This is a genomic window from Brevibacterium sp. CSND-B09 (genome assembly GCF_052906525.1).
The window spans coordinates 1,699,095-1,714,365 of record NZ_JBREGI010000001.1 but is presented as its reverse complement, the minus strand read 5'-3'; the positions used below and the strand labels follow the sequence as shown (position 1 = coordinate 1,714,365).

General features: G+C 64.2%; 13 protein-coding genes. 7 read left to right on the top strand and 6 right to left on the bottom strand.

Going from position 1 to position 15,271, the window contains the following annotated elements; translation table 11 throughout:
• Positions 1-80: 80 nt before the first annotated feature.
• From ACU4IU_RS07755 to ACU4IU_RS07745, 3 genes are read left to right on the top strand one after another with little or no spacing between them, the layout of a single operon-like run.
• On the top strand, positions 81-2,585 hold the full coding sequence (locus ACU4IU_RS07755; protein WP_139469533.1) for a hypothetical protein: 2,505 nt from the start codon (positions 81-83) through the stop codon (positions 2,583-2,585).
• Positions 2,586-2,609: 24 nt separating this feature from the next.
• Positions 2,610-3,551, top strand: a complete 942-nt coding sequence (locus ACU4IU_RS07750) for a phosphoglycerate dehydrogenase (RefSeq protein ID WP_139469532.1) — start codon at positions 2,610-2,612, stop codon at positions 3,549-3,551.
• Between the two features lie 40 nt (positions 3,552-3,591).
• Positions 3,592-3,987: an MmcQ/YjbR family DNA-binding protein gene (locus ACU4IU_RS07745; RefSeq protein ID WP_139469531.1), complete on the top strand. Its 396-nt coding sequence runs from the start codon at positions 3,592-3,594 to the stop codon at positions 3,985-3,987.
• A 24-nt stretch (positions 3,988-4,011) separates the two neighbouring features.
• Here ACU4IU_RS07745 and ACU4IU_RS07740 read toward each other — a convergent pair whose 3' ends face one another.
• Positions 4,012-4,821 carry a hypothetical protein gene (locus tag ACU4IU_RS07740; protein WP_446656380.1) on the bottom strand — a complete coding sequence of 270 codons (810 nt, stop codon included), beginning with the start codon at positions 4,819-4,821 and terminating at the stop codon, positions 4,012-4,014.
• A 149-nt stretch (positions 4,822-4,970) separates the two neighbouring features.
• Here ACU4IU_RS07740 and ACU4IU_RS07735 point away from each other — a divergent pair, with 149 nt between their 5' ends.
• Positions 4,971-5,837: an aldo/keto reductase gene (locus ACU4IU_RS07735; protein WP_446656379.1), complete on the top strand. Its 867-nt coding sequence runs from the start codon at positions 4,971-4,973 to the stop codon at positions 5,835-5,837.
• A 38-nt stretch (positions 5,838-5,875) separates the two neighbouring features.
• Entirely contained in the window at positions 5,876-6,406 is a 531-nt protein-coding gene (locus tag ACU4IU_RS07730) for a GNAT family N-acetyltransferase (RefSeq protein WP_446656378.1), read from the top strand.
• A gap of 88 nt (positions 6,407-6,494) precedes the next feature.
• Here the strand turns inward: ACU4IU_RS07730 and ACU4IU_RS07725 are convergent, their stop codons facing one another.
• Both ACU4IU_RS07725 and ACU4IU_RS07720 read right to left on the bottom strand, forming a co-directional pair.
• Positions 6,495-6,917 (bottom strand): PadR family transcriptional regulator, encoded by a 423-nt coding sequence (locus tag ACU4IU_RS07725; RefSeq protein ID WP_167193364.1) that lies wholly within the window; start codon positions 6,915-6,917, stop codon positions 6,495-6,497.
• A gap of 1 nt (position 6,918) precedes the next feature.
• Positions 6,919-7,371, bottom strand: coding sequence for a hypothetical protein (locus ACU4IU_RS07720; RefSeq protein WP_446656377.1), 453 nt, complete (start codon positions 7,369-7,371; stop codon positions 6,919-6,921).
• Between the two features lie 96 nt (positions 7,372-7,467).
• On the opposite strand from ACU4IU_RS07720, the gene ACU4IU_RS07715 reads away from it, so the two are divergent.
• The gene (locus ACU4IU_RS07715; protein ID WP_446656376.1) at positions 7,468-8,187 is read left to right on the top strand and encodes a hypothetical protein; all 720 of its coding nucleotides are present in this window, start codon (positions 7,468-7,470) and stop codon (positions 8,185-8,187) included.
• Between the two features lie 188 nt (positions 8,188-8,375).
• A complete protein-coding gene (locus ACU4IU_RS07710; RefSeq protein ID WP_446656375.1) occupies positions 8,376-9,881 on the top strand; it encodes a PepSY-associated TM helix domain-containing protein in 1,506 nt (501 codons plus the stop codon).
• A gap of 195 nt (positions 9,882-10,076) precedes the next feature.
• Here the strand turns inward: ACU4IU_RS07710 and ACU4IU_RS07705 are convergent, their stop codons facing one another.
• The 3 genes from ACU4IU_RS07705 to ACU4IU_RS07695 form a co-directional block, all read right to left on the bottom strand.
• A complete protein-coding gene (locus tag ACU4IU_RS07705; protein WP_259358213.1) occupies positions 10,077-10,997 on the bottom strand; it encodes a carbon-nitrogen hydrolase family protein in 921 nt (306 codons plus the stop codon).
• Positions 10,998-11,118: 121 nt separating this feature from the next.
• Positions 11,119-13,092: a hydantoinase B/oxoprolinase family protein gene (locus tag ACU4IU_RS07700; protein WP_446656374.1), complete on the bottom strand. Its 1,974-nt coding sequence runs from the start codon at positions 13,090-13,092 to the stop codon at positions 11,119-11,121.
• A 10-nt stretch (positions 13,093-13,102) separates the two neighbouring features.
• Positions 13,103-15,187, bottom strand: coding sequence for a hydantoinase/oxoprolinase family protein (locus ACU4IU_RS07695; RefSeq protein ID WP_229664058.1), 2,085 nt, complete (start codon positions 15,185-15,187; stop codon positions 13,103-13,105).
• Positions 15,188-15,271 lie beyond the last annotated feature (84 nt).

Below are 15,271 nucleotides of genomic sequence, written 5' to 3'. Positions count from 1 at the left end.
GAGCGAAGTTTCGCGGGTCGCTGATCTGAGTTCTGTCGAACTGTGGCGATTGCGCCGAGGGTCCTCTATGTTGAAGAACCATGAACAGGATTCGACCTAGGCAGGCCCTTGGGGCGATCCTGCTGTGCTGTACGTTCACCGCCATCGCCGGATGCACGAGCGACTCGAATAGACCCCTCGAGTTCTCACCAGACGCCCTGCTGAAGGGCACCGACATCGGAGCGGACGATCTGTCCGGCACCCGGATCATCGGTGATATCGCACTGGTCACCACCACCCATTTCAGCGGCGGCACACTTGCCGCAATCGATCTTCCTTCGGGCAAGACCCTGTGGAGCACCGACGATGGGGACCCCATCCTCCGTGGGGAAGGGGCACGTGTCGATCTCAGCAGTCCTCACGAGGCACTGCCGCCGACGGTGCGAGACCTGGGCAAGGGCAAGTTCGACGTGCTCGTTCCCTACCGCAAGGCTCGAGGCTCGGCCGATTCGACCGAGGACGCGACGAGCCCCTCGGACAGCGGATCCACGCCTCCCCTCGACCGGGGAATCGCCGCTGTGTCGGGCGAAGACGGCCACGCGGTCTGGACCAGCGAGGCGTTCGAAAAAGCCAGCAGAGGCACCGATGAAGGCATGGCTCGGCCGGTGCTCGCCGGTGACGATACTGTCGTGGCCGCCTCGGGGAAGCGCAAGGGAGGCCACATCACCGGGTGGATCCTCGACGCTGAAACCGGAAAGACGAGGTCGAAGACCGACAATCTCTGGCCGGTCGCGCTTGGCACGAATGCCGACAGCTCGGGAACCGTCATCGTCGAACCCGCCCGGAAACCCGACTTGCTCTGGTCGGCAAATGGTCCCGACCGCATCGACAAAACTGCTCCGCGCGGGATCGACCCGGACAGCGGCGATACCGTCTGGGACCTCGACGACCGCTTCGACCATGCCTCGATCACGGCCGCAGCCGGTAACTTCGCGGTGGTCTCCGGAACATTGTCGTCCGCCGATTCGGACGGTTCGGCCCACTCGACCGAACTCATCGACATCAGCGACGGGTCGGTCGTCGAGGAGCTCGAGGACTTCGCGGAGTGCCGGTCGAGCGCCGTGCTCATCGCCTGCGACGAAGACGACGAACTCACCACCATCAGCGGAGCAGATGCAGCCATCGAACGGTCGAGCCCCTACGACGGCGACGCGGCCCATTCATGGAATTCGGCCCAGGTATTCGGAGAGACCATCATCACCGAAGACACAACACAGGATGGCGGCGACTTCAAAGCCGTCGACCGTGAGGGTGAGACGAGAATCGACGATTTCGACAGCGTCCCCGCCGCGATGACCGATGACTACCTGGTCACCTGCGCCGAGGCGGCCGCCAAGTGCACCATCCACGCGGCGGATTCCGATGCGACCTCGGACCTGCCGATCGCCGCCAACACTCCCGCCCTGAAATGGGGCGCAGCCCTGCCGTCGAGTCATTCCACCGAGGCGGATCCGGACGAGATCGACCTCAGGGGAGGGGGAGAGCTCACCGCCGCGACCGGAGTGGCGGTCGCCGATGAGCACGTGCTCGTCAACGGGGACAAAGAGGACGGCTACGCCGTCGTCTCACTCGAAACTGATTCGGGGGACGCGGCATGGACGATCGACCGCACGACCGATCTGCGCACCGAGGCCGGTGCCGCCATTGACGTGGAGTTCAGTCGCTTCGGCGACCCCGACGTGGTGGAGACGAAAGACGGCGCCAAGCTGGTCATCCCAGCCGTCTCCGGAGGGCGGTCCGGAATCGCTGCGATCGATGTCGTCACAGGTGAGCCCGATTCATTCCACCCCTTGGCCGATTCGGAGGCGACTGTAAGAGTCGCGACGACACGGTCACACCTTGCCGCCGTCACGGTGAAGACATCGACGGAGGCCCGGACGACGATGCTCACCGACTTCTCGACCGCAACGAAACCCAAGACAGTGTGGAAGGACAAAGGCACCGAAGCGAAGAGAATCACCGCGGAGTCCGTGGTGGTGCAGAAGCAGGTCGGCGAAGGTCGCACTGCCGAGCGCACCGACGTTCGCGTGCTCGGACTTGGAAAGGACAAGGAAGAGCTATGGTCATCACGGGATTCTCGGGTGGACGAGGTGCCCGGCTCGGTGACCGCCGCCGACGGGCTGGTGTTCATCCGGTGGGAGGACGGCACCGAGATCATCGATGCCGAAGACGGGTCCAGCCTCGCGAGCATCGGCAAACGGCTGGCCGACTGCGTTGGCGCGGCTGGTCCGGTGATGTGCAGTTCCGTACCGGACACGGCGACCTCGCGGCCGGGATTTCCCGTCGTTGTCAATACGACCGATTCCGGTGTCGAGGTGACCGAGCTGCGCAGCCGGACGGTCGCCGGCGTGAGCGGCTCAGCCGCTGGAAACTTCTTCGTCGAGCAGCCCAACGGTACCTTGTCGATCGACTCCGCCGGAGTCGTCATCGACGATGACCCGCCCGGTGGCCTGCGCTCAGTGAGCAAAGACGGTGTGGCGCTGTTCCGCACGTCGCTGAGCCAGGACTGGTACCGACCGGCATGGGAGATCCGGCGACTCAAGTGATTCCGGGCGGCTAGGCTCACCATCATGAGCCGTCGCATCGTCATCACCACCGATTACCTCGAACCCGGCGACAGCGTCGACCGGTTGCTGAGGGAGCACGGACTCGAACCCGTGTATTCCCCGGCGGCTGGTCGACGCACCGAGGATTTACAGCGCAATCTCCTCAAAGGTGCCGTCGGTGCCATCGTTGCGAGCGAACCGATTACCCGTGACATGCTCGCCGAGGCGGCCGACCTCCGGATCCTCGCCCGCAGCGGAGTCGGATACGACTCCGTCGACACCAACGCGGCCCAGGAGTTCGGCATCCACGTGGCCAACACGCCCGGCGTCAACCATCACGCCGTCGCCGAACTCACGCTCGCTCTCATGCTCAACTGCGCCAAACACTTGAGCGACGTCATCACCGGCACCAACGCCGGTCAGTGGCCACGCACCGCAGGCACGGAACTGCGCGGCAAGACCCTCGGCGTCATCGGCTACGGCCCCAGCGGCAAGGCAATCGCCGCAATCGGTGCAGCTCTGGGCATGAAAGTCATCGTCGGCACCTCCCACCCTGATACCAACGCGGACCCGAGCATCGAATTCGCCGACGTTGACACCGTCGTCGCGGCCGCCGACTATCTCACCCTCCACGCCCGAGCGACCGGCACCCCGATCATCGGGGCCGACCGATTCGCGGCGATGAAGGACACAGCGTTCCTCGTCAACACCGCTCGCGGATCGCTCATCGACGAGGCAGACCTCATCGACGCCCTCGACAATGGCCAGATTGCCGGAGCCGCCCTTGACGTGCTCGAAACCGAACCGATGACCGCAGACCACCCGTTGCGGAACTTCGACAATGTCTGGATCACCGCGCACTTGGCCGGTCAGACGGTCGAAGCCCGCGAACGCGCCGGTCTCGCCGCAGCTCAAGCAGTCATCGATGTACTCGACGGAAAGGAACCCGTCGGACTCATCGTCTGAAGAGTCCTATCCTCACCTGCCGACGGCGTACCGTTGACTCATGGCGCATCCGCAGATGTTCGATGACGACGATCCGCTGCTCGAGCGGGTCCGCGCGATCGCACTCGGCCTGCCCGGGGCGGACGAGAAGATTTCGCACGGCAGACCGGCCTTCTTCACGAAGAAGATCTTCGCTCACTACGGCGGCACTGAGAAGCTGGCATCGGGGGAGATGGTGCAGCACCCGCAGGCGCTGCTCGTCCTGCTCGACCCCATGGACGCCGAGGTGGTGCTCGAGCGACCGGACTCCTTCGTTCCTATGTACCTCGGCCCCTCCGGCTGGGTCGGACTCGGACTCGACGATCTCGACGACGAGGAGCTGCGCGAACTGACGATTGATTCCTATCGGAACACCGCCTCGACGAGGTTGATCAAGGCCCTTGACGCTCAGGAATGAGCGCTCAATGTTCCCGCTCGGCGATCAGTCTCGAGCGGTCCTCAGACGCTGCTGGTCAGCTTCGACTCTTGTGCGCCGCATCCTCACAATAATGAGCAGGACCAGTCCCGCGACGGCGATGACCACTCCCGCCAGGAACCCGTAGAAGGGGCACCCGTACTGCGTCACCGAGAACTCCTGACCGGTGACGGTGTCGCCCGAGCAGGTCAGGCTCGGCGGCAGATAGTCGGCCGTGACCGAAAATCCCAGCACATCATTGCCGCCGACGGATTCCGGGCAGATCTCAAAGCCGTCCGATTTCGAGTACCACTGAAAATACTGGCCGAGCATCATCACCGGCAGCATGAAGACCCCGATCCCGATGAGCCGCAGCGGCCACCGATCTCGACGCGGTTCGGCCAGCGGCGACCGGTACAGCCCGAGCAACCGGGTCACCGCGAACGCGATCAGCACACCGAGAAGCACCGCGACGCTGACCGCGGCGAGTGCCATCGAGACCATAAACAGCGCCGAGGTGGCCCCGGAGTGCTCAATGATCGCGTGCCCGCCGTCGTAGGTCGGGGCCTGGCAGACGAATCCGGACGGTGCGCGATCCTCGATTTCGATCGCATCGGGGTCGACGCTGAGGGTATCGACCAGATCGGAACAGGCATCGGCGGCACCCTGCGTACGGGCGACCGCTGTTGAAATCCACGACGTCACCCACTGGGCAGCGTGGAGCAGCGCGGCGACCACCAATCCGGCGCTCGGCAGGAGAAAGGCCACCCGCCACCGCGAAAGCCTGCGAATACGGCGAAGGAATCCCCGCTCCGCAGCTCGCGCGTTCGTCTCCATGCGTCCACGCTAGCCCAAGCCGCATTGTGAAAACCCCGCGGCAGTGCCTCCTCGGGACACCTCACAGGAAGAGTTCACCCACGACACCCTGCTCGAACTCAAGGAGAATGCTCTGGCCAGCAATGCCTCGGCGGTCATAGGGTGAATACATGACGACCCCAGCGAACACTCCCGCACAGAACTCACCGATCCCCACCCTCGACCTCAACGACGGACGCGCGATCCCGCAGCTCGGGCTCGGCATCTACGCGATGAAGGGCGACGAGGGGGTCGACGCCATCGTGGGTGCCGTCGACAATGTCGGCTACCGCCTGCTCGACACCGCGGTGAATTACGAGAACGAACACGAGGTCGGCCGGGCCATCGCCGACTGTTCCGTCGCTCGCGAGGATCTGTTCGTCACGAGCAAGATCCCCGGCCGCCACCACGGCTTCGACGAAGCCATCGCCAGCACCGAGGAATCCCTGGCCCGCCTCGGCCTCGACTACCTCGACCTCCACCTGATCCACTGGCCCAACCCCAGCGTCGGCAAGTACGTCGAGACTTGGGAGGGCCTCATCGAACTGCGCAGACGCGGGCTGGTGAAGTCCATCGGCGTCTCGAACTTCACCGCGGAGATGCTCACCGAGCTCGTCGAGAAGTCCGGCGTCACCCCGGCCGTCAACCAGGTCGAGCTCCACCCGTATTTCCCGCAGACCGAGCTCGTCGCCTTCCACCGCTCCATCGGCGTGCAGACCGAGAGCTGGTCCCCGCTCTACCGTGACCAGGGACTGTTCGATGAAGCCCCCATCGCCGAGGCGGCCGCCGCCCATGGCGTGACTCCGGCTCAGGTGGTCCTGCGCTGGCATATCGAGATCGGCAGCATCCCGATCCCGAAATCGGCGAACTTCGAACGTCAGCGGTCCAATGCCGACGTCTTCGAGTTCGAACTCACCCCAGCCGAGGTGGCGGCGATCTCCGGACTCGAGCGCGGTCGCATGAAGGACCGGGATCCGCTCACTCACGAGGAGATGTGAGGCGGCGCAGCGGCGGGTGAAGCCGATCGCGAGGACACGTGGAATTTCGAAGGACCACGCGGGGTGACTTTCCGCTGCTCGCGCGGTGGCTCGGGTCGTCTCACGTCGCCCGATTCTGGAACCACGAGACCACCCCGGAGGCGATCGAACGAGACTTCGGCGGCAGCATCGATGGCACCGAACCGTCATTCGACTTCATCGTCGAGGACGCCGGGGTGCCGGTCGGGTTCATCCAACGCAGTGCGATCTGGGATTATGCGGACGAGCAGCGGGAGCTCATCGCTCTAGCCGAGGCCCCGCCAGATGCGCTGACGATCGACTACTTCATCGGAGAGGTCACCGCGACAGGCAAGGGCATCGGCACGCGGATGATCCGGGAGTTCACCGAGCTCTGCTTCGCTGACTGCCCGGCCGCCTCGGCGATCTTTGTGCCCGTGATCGCGGGAAATCCGGCATCGTGGAGGGCTCTCGAGGCTGCCGGATATGAGCGCATCGCCGAGGGCCACATCCCGCCCGACAACCCGATCGATGACGGGTGGCACGTCATCTATCGCCGGGATCGTCCTTGAAGGTTTGGCAGTCTAGGCTCGAGGTGCAGTCGCCGTTGGTTCGTGCCTCGGTGCTGTTGTCGATGCGGAGACCGAACTCCCGGCGCTGTCATCTCTCTTCCGGTACCTCGACGAGGCTGCCCTTGATTCCCGACAGATAGCTCGCTCCCAGCGGAGTGAGCGAGAGCAGTTTTCTCTTCGCCCCGGTCCGCGGAGCATCGACCGCCGTGCTTACCAGAAATCCGGAGTCCTGCAGGCGTTTGATGGTGCGATAGAGGCCGCGTTCTGTGATCTGCCATCCCGTGGCTGCGGTGACCGCCTCGGCGATGGTGGAGATCTCGGCCGGCTGATGTGTCGCGACGAGGGAGAGCGTGATCGGGGTGAGCATCGACTTCTTATACGTCTCGACCCAGGACTCGACGCGGTGGTCGAGCCACTCCCGCTCTTCTGGGGTGACTGCGGCCGGGCTGCCATTCGCCGCAGTCGTGATGTCGATTGCCTCGTTCGTGGTGTCGCGAGACTGTGCCGCCACCTCAGTCCTCCCAGCCGCGGCCGAGGACTGAGCCGAGGAGGTGGACCAGCAGTCCGAGCCCCCACAGGGCGCTCATCACGAGCGTGGCCCCGAACCAAGAGCTCTCGAGAAGGGTGTGGGTCGCGTCTCCGGCGCCGTCGACTTCGAAGCCGAGGAACATCACCCGGAGGATCGCGTGCAGATTGAAGGAGGTGGTGACGGTGACGAAGGCAATGGCATGGGCGATGACCACGCCGAAGCGGACACGTTTGAGCGCGGTCAGGTTCCGCCACAGCCACACCGCGATTCCGATGGCGACGAGTGCTGTGAGTCCACCGGCGAGGATCGTGACCTCGCCGCCGGTGGCAGAGACGACGATCTGCACGATGGTCATGGCGATGATGAGACCGAACGTGTATGGGAGCAGAAGGGTTCGGGCGTTGGCGGGCGATGACGTCTGCGGAGCTGTAGTCATGTTGGTACTGTACCTATGGTTCACTGCCTGGCGCAAGGGTCGATCCCGCACGATCATTCGGGTGGGTTCCACCTGTGTGACAATGGCACGGTGAGGATGAGAGTCAGGCACCGGCGCGCTCTGCGCGGCACTCTCGCCGCAGCGTTCGCGACCTTTGTCGCGCTGACGTCGCACATCCTCGGCGGTGGATCGTTTCCGACTGCGATGGGCGTCATCGTGCCGCTGGCGCTGTCGACCCTCGTCTGCGTTCTCTTGGCCGGGCGCCAAATGTCGCTGCCTCGGCTGACAGCCTCCGTCGGAATCAGCCAGACCCTCTTTCACCTCCTCTTCTCCCTCTTCACTCCGCACGGTTCCGCATCGCCGAACACGATGGCGCGCTCCGACAACGGACTCGCCGCGCTCCTCGGCTCGCACTCTCACCACTCGCCGGCGCATGGAGCCCATCACGCGTCGATGCACTCGACGCCCGGCGGCGCGATGCAAATGGCCCATGACTCCACGGTCATGCCTGCCATGGACGGTTCAGTGGGCGCAGTAGCCCAGATGCATTCGCACTCGTCACCGGGGATGCTGCTGGCCCACTGCGTTGCCGGGATCGTGACGATCGCGATGATCTATTGGGCCGAGCGACTTCCGGTCATGCTCGGCGACTTCGCCCGCTTGATCATCCGGGCGGTCGTCCCGCGCCTCGTCCTCCTGCGGGCGCAGATCGAGAAGCCGCGGTCACTGGTCGGCTTCGAACCCGAACTGCCGCGCAGCCTCGGCGTGCACCGATCCCCGGTGCTGCGGCGAGGGCCACCACAGCCTGCTTTCTGACACTCATCACATCCGCGCATCGGCTCTCGTGAGCCGGTGCGATCACTGCTGACCGCATCTGGTCGTCGACCGCGACTGCGTGTCGTGCGCAACCACTGCCGACCGCAACTGCCCGTCGACCGCATCTGCTCGTCGAAGGCATCAGGCCGACCCGATCTGGCTCAGCGCACCTGAGAGAAAGCATTATCATGACCACACCTTCATCAACCGTGCCCGAAAGCTCGGGCCCGGAACCGACCCGCCACCGTAACCGCCCCGACCGCCCCGACCGTCCTATTCCGTGGCTCGGTCCGCTCCTGCGCCGTCTCCACTTCTACGCGGGCATCCTCATCGGTCCGTTCATCCTCATCGCCGCGCTCACCGGGGCGGCCTACGCGATCAGCCCGACGCTCGAGAAGCTGGTCTATGCCGACCAGCTCAGCGTCCCCGCCACCGACGACCCTCTGCCACTGGCCGCCCAGATCGACGTCGCGAATTCCGTCATCGCAGGCAGCGATTCGACGCTGTCCGCCGTGCGACCGGCCCCCGAGCCGGGCGATACCACGCGAGTGATGTATTCCGATCCCAGCCTCGGCGAGAGCGAATCCCGGGCGATCTTCGTCGACCCTGCCACCGCCGAGGTGGTCGGTGACCTCACCGTCTACGGAACCTCGGGTGCCCTGCCGCTGCGGACGTGGATCGATCAGATGCACCGGAGCCTCCACCTCGGTGACGTCGGGCGGATCTACAGCGAACTCGCCGCCTCATGGTTGGGAATCGTCGCCGCCGCGGGTCTCGTCCTCTGGATCCTCCGCGCTCGCAAAACGAAGAAGCCCGCCGCGATGCTGCGACCGAACCGGAAGCACAAGGGGCTGAGACGCACATTCTCCTGGCACGCTTCGGTCGGTGTCTGGGCGGCGATCGGCATGCTCTTCCTCTCGGCCACGGGAATCACCTGGTCGCAGTTCGGTGGAGAGAACGTCACGAAGCTGCGTGCGGCGCTGAGCTGGGAGACTCCGGCCGTGTCGACGGAACTCGGCAGCGCGGCCGCCGCGCATGCTGACGGCGGGTCCGGGCACGCTGGTCACGAAGGCCACGCCGGGCACGAGGGCCACTCGGGAACCGGCGCCTCGGCAAGGTCCGATTTCGATCCGGCCGATTTCGAAATGATGCTGTCGATGGCGCGCGGAGTCGGCATCGATTCCGGAGCCGTCGAGATCCTGCCGCCCGAGGAAGACGGATCCGCATGGGTGGTGCAGGAGATTCAGCGCAGCTGGCCCACTCAGGTCGACACGGTCGCCTTCGACCCCGAGACGATGAAAGCCGTCGACCGGGTCGACTTCTCCGATTACGGTGTGGCGGCCAAGCTCGCCCGCTGGGGTGTCGACCTGCACATGGGCACACTGTTCGGCTTGGCCAACCAGATCGTGCTCGTTGCACTCGCTATCGCCATCGCGTCGATGGTGATCTGGGGATATGTCATGTGGTGGCAGCGTCGGCCGAAGCGCGGTCCGGCGAGACGGTTCGGGCGCGCACCCGCGCGCGGTGTGCTCAATGGGGCTCCGTGGTGGGGTGTGGCTGCGGTCGGTGCTGCCGCAATCGTGATCGGTGTGTTCCTGCCGCTTGTCGGTATCAGCCTCGTCGGGTTCGTCGTCATCGACGTTCTGCTCGGGCTGAGGGAGTGGCGTCGCCAGCGGCAGTCCATGAGGATCTAACGCTCACAGCACCGGCCGATAAGCGGAGGTACCGCAACAGGTACATGCCGTCATCACATTAAGTGCAATCCGCCATCACTTCTAGGACAGGTCATCGGTTCGCGTCCTGATGACCTGTCCTAGAAGTGATGCGACCGGATGCATTGGCCGGCAAGGACGAAGTCGAGCGGCCTTCGCGACCGGCCGCCCGCCGCTTCACTCAAACGTCACGGAGCTCTTCGCGCGAGTGTCGACTCGCAGCTCAAAAACGTCCGGCCGGGAGTAGTGGCCCACCGGGTCGAAATCGAGGTGCGAACGGGTCTTGGCGCCGAGGTCGATGTCGGCGTAGAGGATCGTCTCCTCGTCATAGACCGGTCCCGCCAGCACCTCGCCGGTGGGTGCGACGATGACGCTGCCGCCGCGGATCGCGGTCTCGCCGTAGGGGAGTTCCTCGTCGAAGGGGTGGTCGTCGGGGAACTCGCTCTTCGTGATGAACTGGCATGCCGAGAGCACGTGAGTGCGGCCCTCCAAGGCGATATGCGTCATCGTCGCCGTCCAGGTCGGACGGTCGTCGACCGTCGGCGCGCAGTAGACGGAGACGCCCTTGGCGTACATCGCCTGGCGCAGCAGTGGCATGTAGTTCTCCCAGCAGATGACGCTGCCCACTCGGCCGAAAGGTGTGTCCATCGTGTCGAGAGTCGACCCGTCTCCGAATCCCCAGATGACACGCTCGGTGCCGGTGGGCATGAGCTTCCGGTGTGCGCCGACGATCCCGAGTTTCGGGTCGATCATCACCGCTGTGCAATAGAGGGTGTTGCCGGACCGTTCGATGATGCCGATGACGACGAAGGCACCGACCTCGCGGGCCGCCTCGGCGAGCTTGGTGATTTCCGGTCCATCGACGGTGACTGCTCCGTCGAAGTACTGTTCGAATTGCGCCCGGCCCTGCCCGGTGCGCATTCCCACGGGAGCACCGAACGTGCTGCCCTTCGGGTAGCCGCCGATGAACGCTTCGGGGAACACGACGAGCCCGGCCCCCTGGCCGGCGGCCTCCCGCAGCCGGGCGATCGCCTTGTCAGTCGACGCTTCGGCATCGAATGGAACGGACCCTGCCTGGACTATTGCCACTGTGTTCATGATGCTCGACCCTCTTTTCTCTGTGGATTCTCCTGCTATCACTCTCGAACGCGAGGTGATTCAGGTCAAACAATCGGGGCGTTCGCCTCGAATGGACGAGCGCCCCGATTGATTCGAGTCATCAGCTCCAGTGCGAAGCAGACCGAGTCCGCATACTGTCGCGGAACTGTCCCGTTGACTTCTCCAACAACTCTCCGGTGCCCCAATCGAGCACGACGCCGTATTGGCGGATGACGTCGTGGACGGTGATCTCACCATCGCGGTAACGGCGGGCCACCTCGGCGGGGTCGGCTTCCAGCCAGGACGCACGTTCGGAGCGGATCCGTTCCCGCTCCGTCGCTGTCGCGGTCTCATCGATCTCGTACTCATCGAGCTCGGCATCGATCTCACGGATGACGACGCCGTAGTCTTTCGCCGCCCGGTCGATGGAGACATAGCCGTCGATGACGTCCTCGAGCACCTCGACAGTCGGCCGATCCAGCGGGTCACCGAAGCCACCACCTCCGGCGCTTGGTCGTTCGAACGTGTCACCGGGGCTGATGATTACATTCGAGAACGTGGCACCCAAGTAGCGCGGGTTCTCTGACGAAGGATTGAGCCAGACTCCGTGTGGGATCGACGGCAGTCCGCCATTGATGCCCCACGTCGTCGACCGCCCGCGGTCGCAGCAGTAGCTCATCACCGCACCGGTCGCATCTGTGAGGATGCCGCCTTTATTCACTCCACATCCTCCGCGGAACCTGCCCGGCCCGCCGGAGTCGATGTTGATCGAGTGCTGAGTCGTGATTACCGGAGTCAAGCGCTCCTGTCCCTCGACCGGCTGCACGGCGAGTCCGGTGCCGAATACCGGTGAGGTCGCGGATGAACCGTCCTTCGTCGACCGGCCGCCCCAACCGCCAGCCATCCAGTCGTACCACATGAAGTACGGGCTCGACTCGGTCCTGGCATCATGACCGCCGACGAGCAGATACTCGAGGTTGAATGCACACGCCATCGCGCGTTCGGGCATGATGTGGGACCACAGTTCGAAGATCGCGTTCATGACCTTCTCGTACGGGCCCGAACAGAACCCGGTCACTGCATGCGGCCAGCCGGCGTTGACGACGGTTCCCTCTTCGCCGATCTCTGCGGTCACCGCCTGGTAGAACCCGGAGTTGAGCGGAACCTCGGGGAAGAACGTCTTCGTGCCCGCGTAGATCGCAGAGAAAGTCGTCCCGTAGCCGGAGTTGAGGAACGTTGAGACCGCCTCGGCGGATCCCGTGAGGTCGTAGTGGATACCTGTCCCATCGAGCGTGAGCTTCACCCGGATCGGAGCCAGCCCCTCGCCCTTAGCCGGATCGCCGTCGAGGAAGTCGACCGTCTCCCACTCGCCCTTCGGCAGATCGCCGAGGCTGGCGAGCACGGTGCGGCAGACATAGTCCTGCGTCTCCTGCATCGCATCGAGGACCGTGTCCTTCGAATATTTGTCGACGAGGCGGAGCACTTCGCGTTCGCATACAGCTGTGGCCTCGGCTTGGGCGTTGAGATCGCCGAGGGCCTGATCGGGAGCACGCGTATTCGACACGAGCAGCTGAGCTACATCGTGGAGGAACCGGCCCTTGTGCCAGACCCGAAGCGGGGTGATGCGCAGACCCTCACCGAAGTGCTCACTGGCAGAGACATCGAACGAGCCCGGGACGGACCCACCGATATCGGCCCAGTGGCCTTTGTTCTGCGCGAAGCCGATGATCTCGTCATCAGCAAAGATCGGACGAATGAAGCTGACGTCGTTGAAGTGGGTACCGCCTCGATAGGGGTCGTTGATGAGGAAGACGTCACCTGGGTTGATGTCGTCGCCGAACTCCTCCATAACGGCCTTGCACTGGAAATGCAGGGTGCCGACGTGGACGGCGATGTCTGCACTTCCTTGCATGACAGTGTTGCCGTCGCGGTCACAAAGTGCCGACGAGAAGTCGCGTGAATAGATGACGAACGAATAGCAGGTCCGCAGGATCTGTTCGCTCATGAGGTCGACGCTGGTCGCGAAAGCGTTCTTGAGTACTTCGAAAGTCACCGGGTCGAGCGTGGACGTCGACTGTTCCGTTGCTGTGGTCATGGGTCTCTCCTCACAGGCCGTTCTGTGTTGAATTGTTCGCAGCTGACAGCGCAGGCTCTGTTGTCTCTGCCGTCAGTGCGATGCGGATGTTGAACCACTCATCGATCACTGCGGACGAGTTCGGCGGGATGACGGTGGTCGAGTCGATCTGGTTGAGGATCGCCGGTCCGATGAACGCAGCACCCGAGGGCAAGTTCTCCCGCTGGTAGACCGGCGTCGAATGCCACTGTCCGTCGAAGTAGACGTCGCGGACCTCGAGCGGCTCGCCGGGATCTTTGCTGCTGACAGGGGTCGGTTTGAAGGTCGGCTTCGGTGTCTTCCCGAGTGCTTTGAGGTGGAGTTGGTAGATCTCGACCGGGGTGTCGTCCTGCCGGAACGCGTACTGTTTCTCGTGTTCCTCGTGGAATAGTTGGACGGCCTCGCGCAGCGCGTTCGGGCCGGAGCCCATCTTCACCTGCAGCGACCGCCATTGGCCGTGGTAACGCATCGAGATGCCACGTTCGAAGACCGAGTCTTCCTCGGCGACTTTCTCATGCCGCAGTCGATCACGACCTTCGAGTTCGAGTTCGCGGAAGTGCTGTTCGACCGTTTCTCCGTCTGCGGAGTCCGCGACGCCGGTGAACATCTGCGACAGGTCGTGCTGGATGTCGACTAGGAGGCACCCCAGCGCCGAGGTGACTCCCGGGCTGGGCGGGACGATTACAGTGGGGATGTTGAGTTCGCGAGCGACGTCCGCCCCGTGCAGTGCACCGGCACCGCCGAAGGCGATGAGTGCGAAGTCCCGGGGGTCGAGCCCGCGACGGATGGACACGAGGCGGACCGCATCTGCCATGTTCGCGTTGGCCACCTGGGCGATGGATTCGGCCGCGGAGTCGACATCGAGGCCGAGCGGATCGGCGATCTTCTCCTTGATCGCTGCCCGTGCGCTCTCACGGTCCAGCGTCATCTCACCGTCGGCGAGGTCGGTGCCCAGACGATTGAGGGCGAGGTTCGCATCGGTGTTCGTCGGCTGGTCGCCGCCGCGGCGATAGCAGACCGGACCGGGAGCGGCACCGGCCGACTGCGGCCCGTTGCGCAGGGAGCCGGCGATGTCGATGTGAGCCAAAGAGCCGCCGCCGGCGCCGATGGTGAGTACTTCGATGCTCGGGAAGACGATGGGGTGGCCGTATTCGACTTCCCATTCGTTCGTCTCCCGCAGTTCGCCGTCGGCGATGAGTGAGATGTCCGTCGAAGTGCCGCCCATGTCGAGTCCGACGGCATTGGCATGACCGCACTGCTCGGCCACGTGCTGAGCGGCGATCGCGCCGGCGGCGATTCCTGAGGCCGCGAGTCGCACCGGGAACCGCTTGACCATCTCCGAGGTCATCGATCCACCGCCCGAATGGAGGAGAAGGAGTTCTCCGGCATAGCCGTCCTCGGTGAGGTTGGAGTCGAGCTGTTCGACGTAGCCGGATACCAACGGACCAAGAACGGCATTGGCGACAGTCGTGTTGAACCGGTTGTGTTCGAAGATCTCCGGCAGCACCTCGGCCGAGGTGGAGATGCTGGCTCCGGGAAGCTCCTCTGAGAGGATCTCGCGCATCCGGATCTCGTTCGCGGCGTTCGCATAGGAGTTGACGAAGCAGACGGCCACGGTGTCGGCACCGCGCTTCTTGAGCAGGCGGCCGAGCTTCCTGGCCTCGTCTTCGTCGAGCTCGGTGACGATGTTGCCCGCGTAGTCGACGCGTTCGGTGACCTCGAAGCGGTCACGGCGACGAATATAGGGGCCGGATACATCGGAATAGGCGTCCCACAGATCGTCCTTCGTGCCATCGCGGATCTCAATGACATCGCGGAAACCCTTGGTCGTCACCATCGCTGATTTGGGAAATCTGCGAGTGATGAGCGCGTTGGTGGCAACAGTCGTGCCATGTGAGAAGAGCTCGACCTGGCTGAGGTCGATGTTCGCCCGCTTCACTCCGTTGAGGACAGCCTCCATGGGGTTGTCCGGGGTGGACGGGACTTTCGTCACCCGCATTGTCTGGGTGGATTCGTCGAATACACAGATGTCGGTGAACGTTCCGCCGACGTCAACTGCGACGCGTAGATCTGCCACGGTCATCTCCTTTGATTGTGGTTTCCCTCATAGCCTGGCCTTCGATGATCGGGCCGGTCAATGGAGCAGACGAAGGAAAAGACG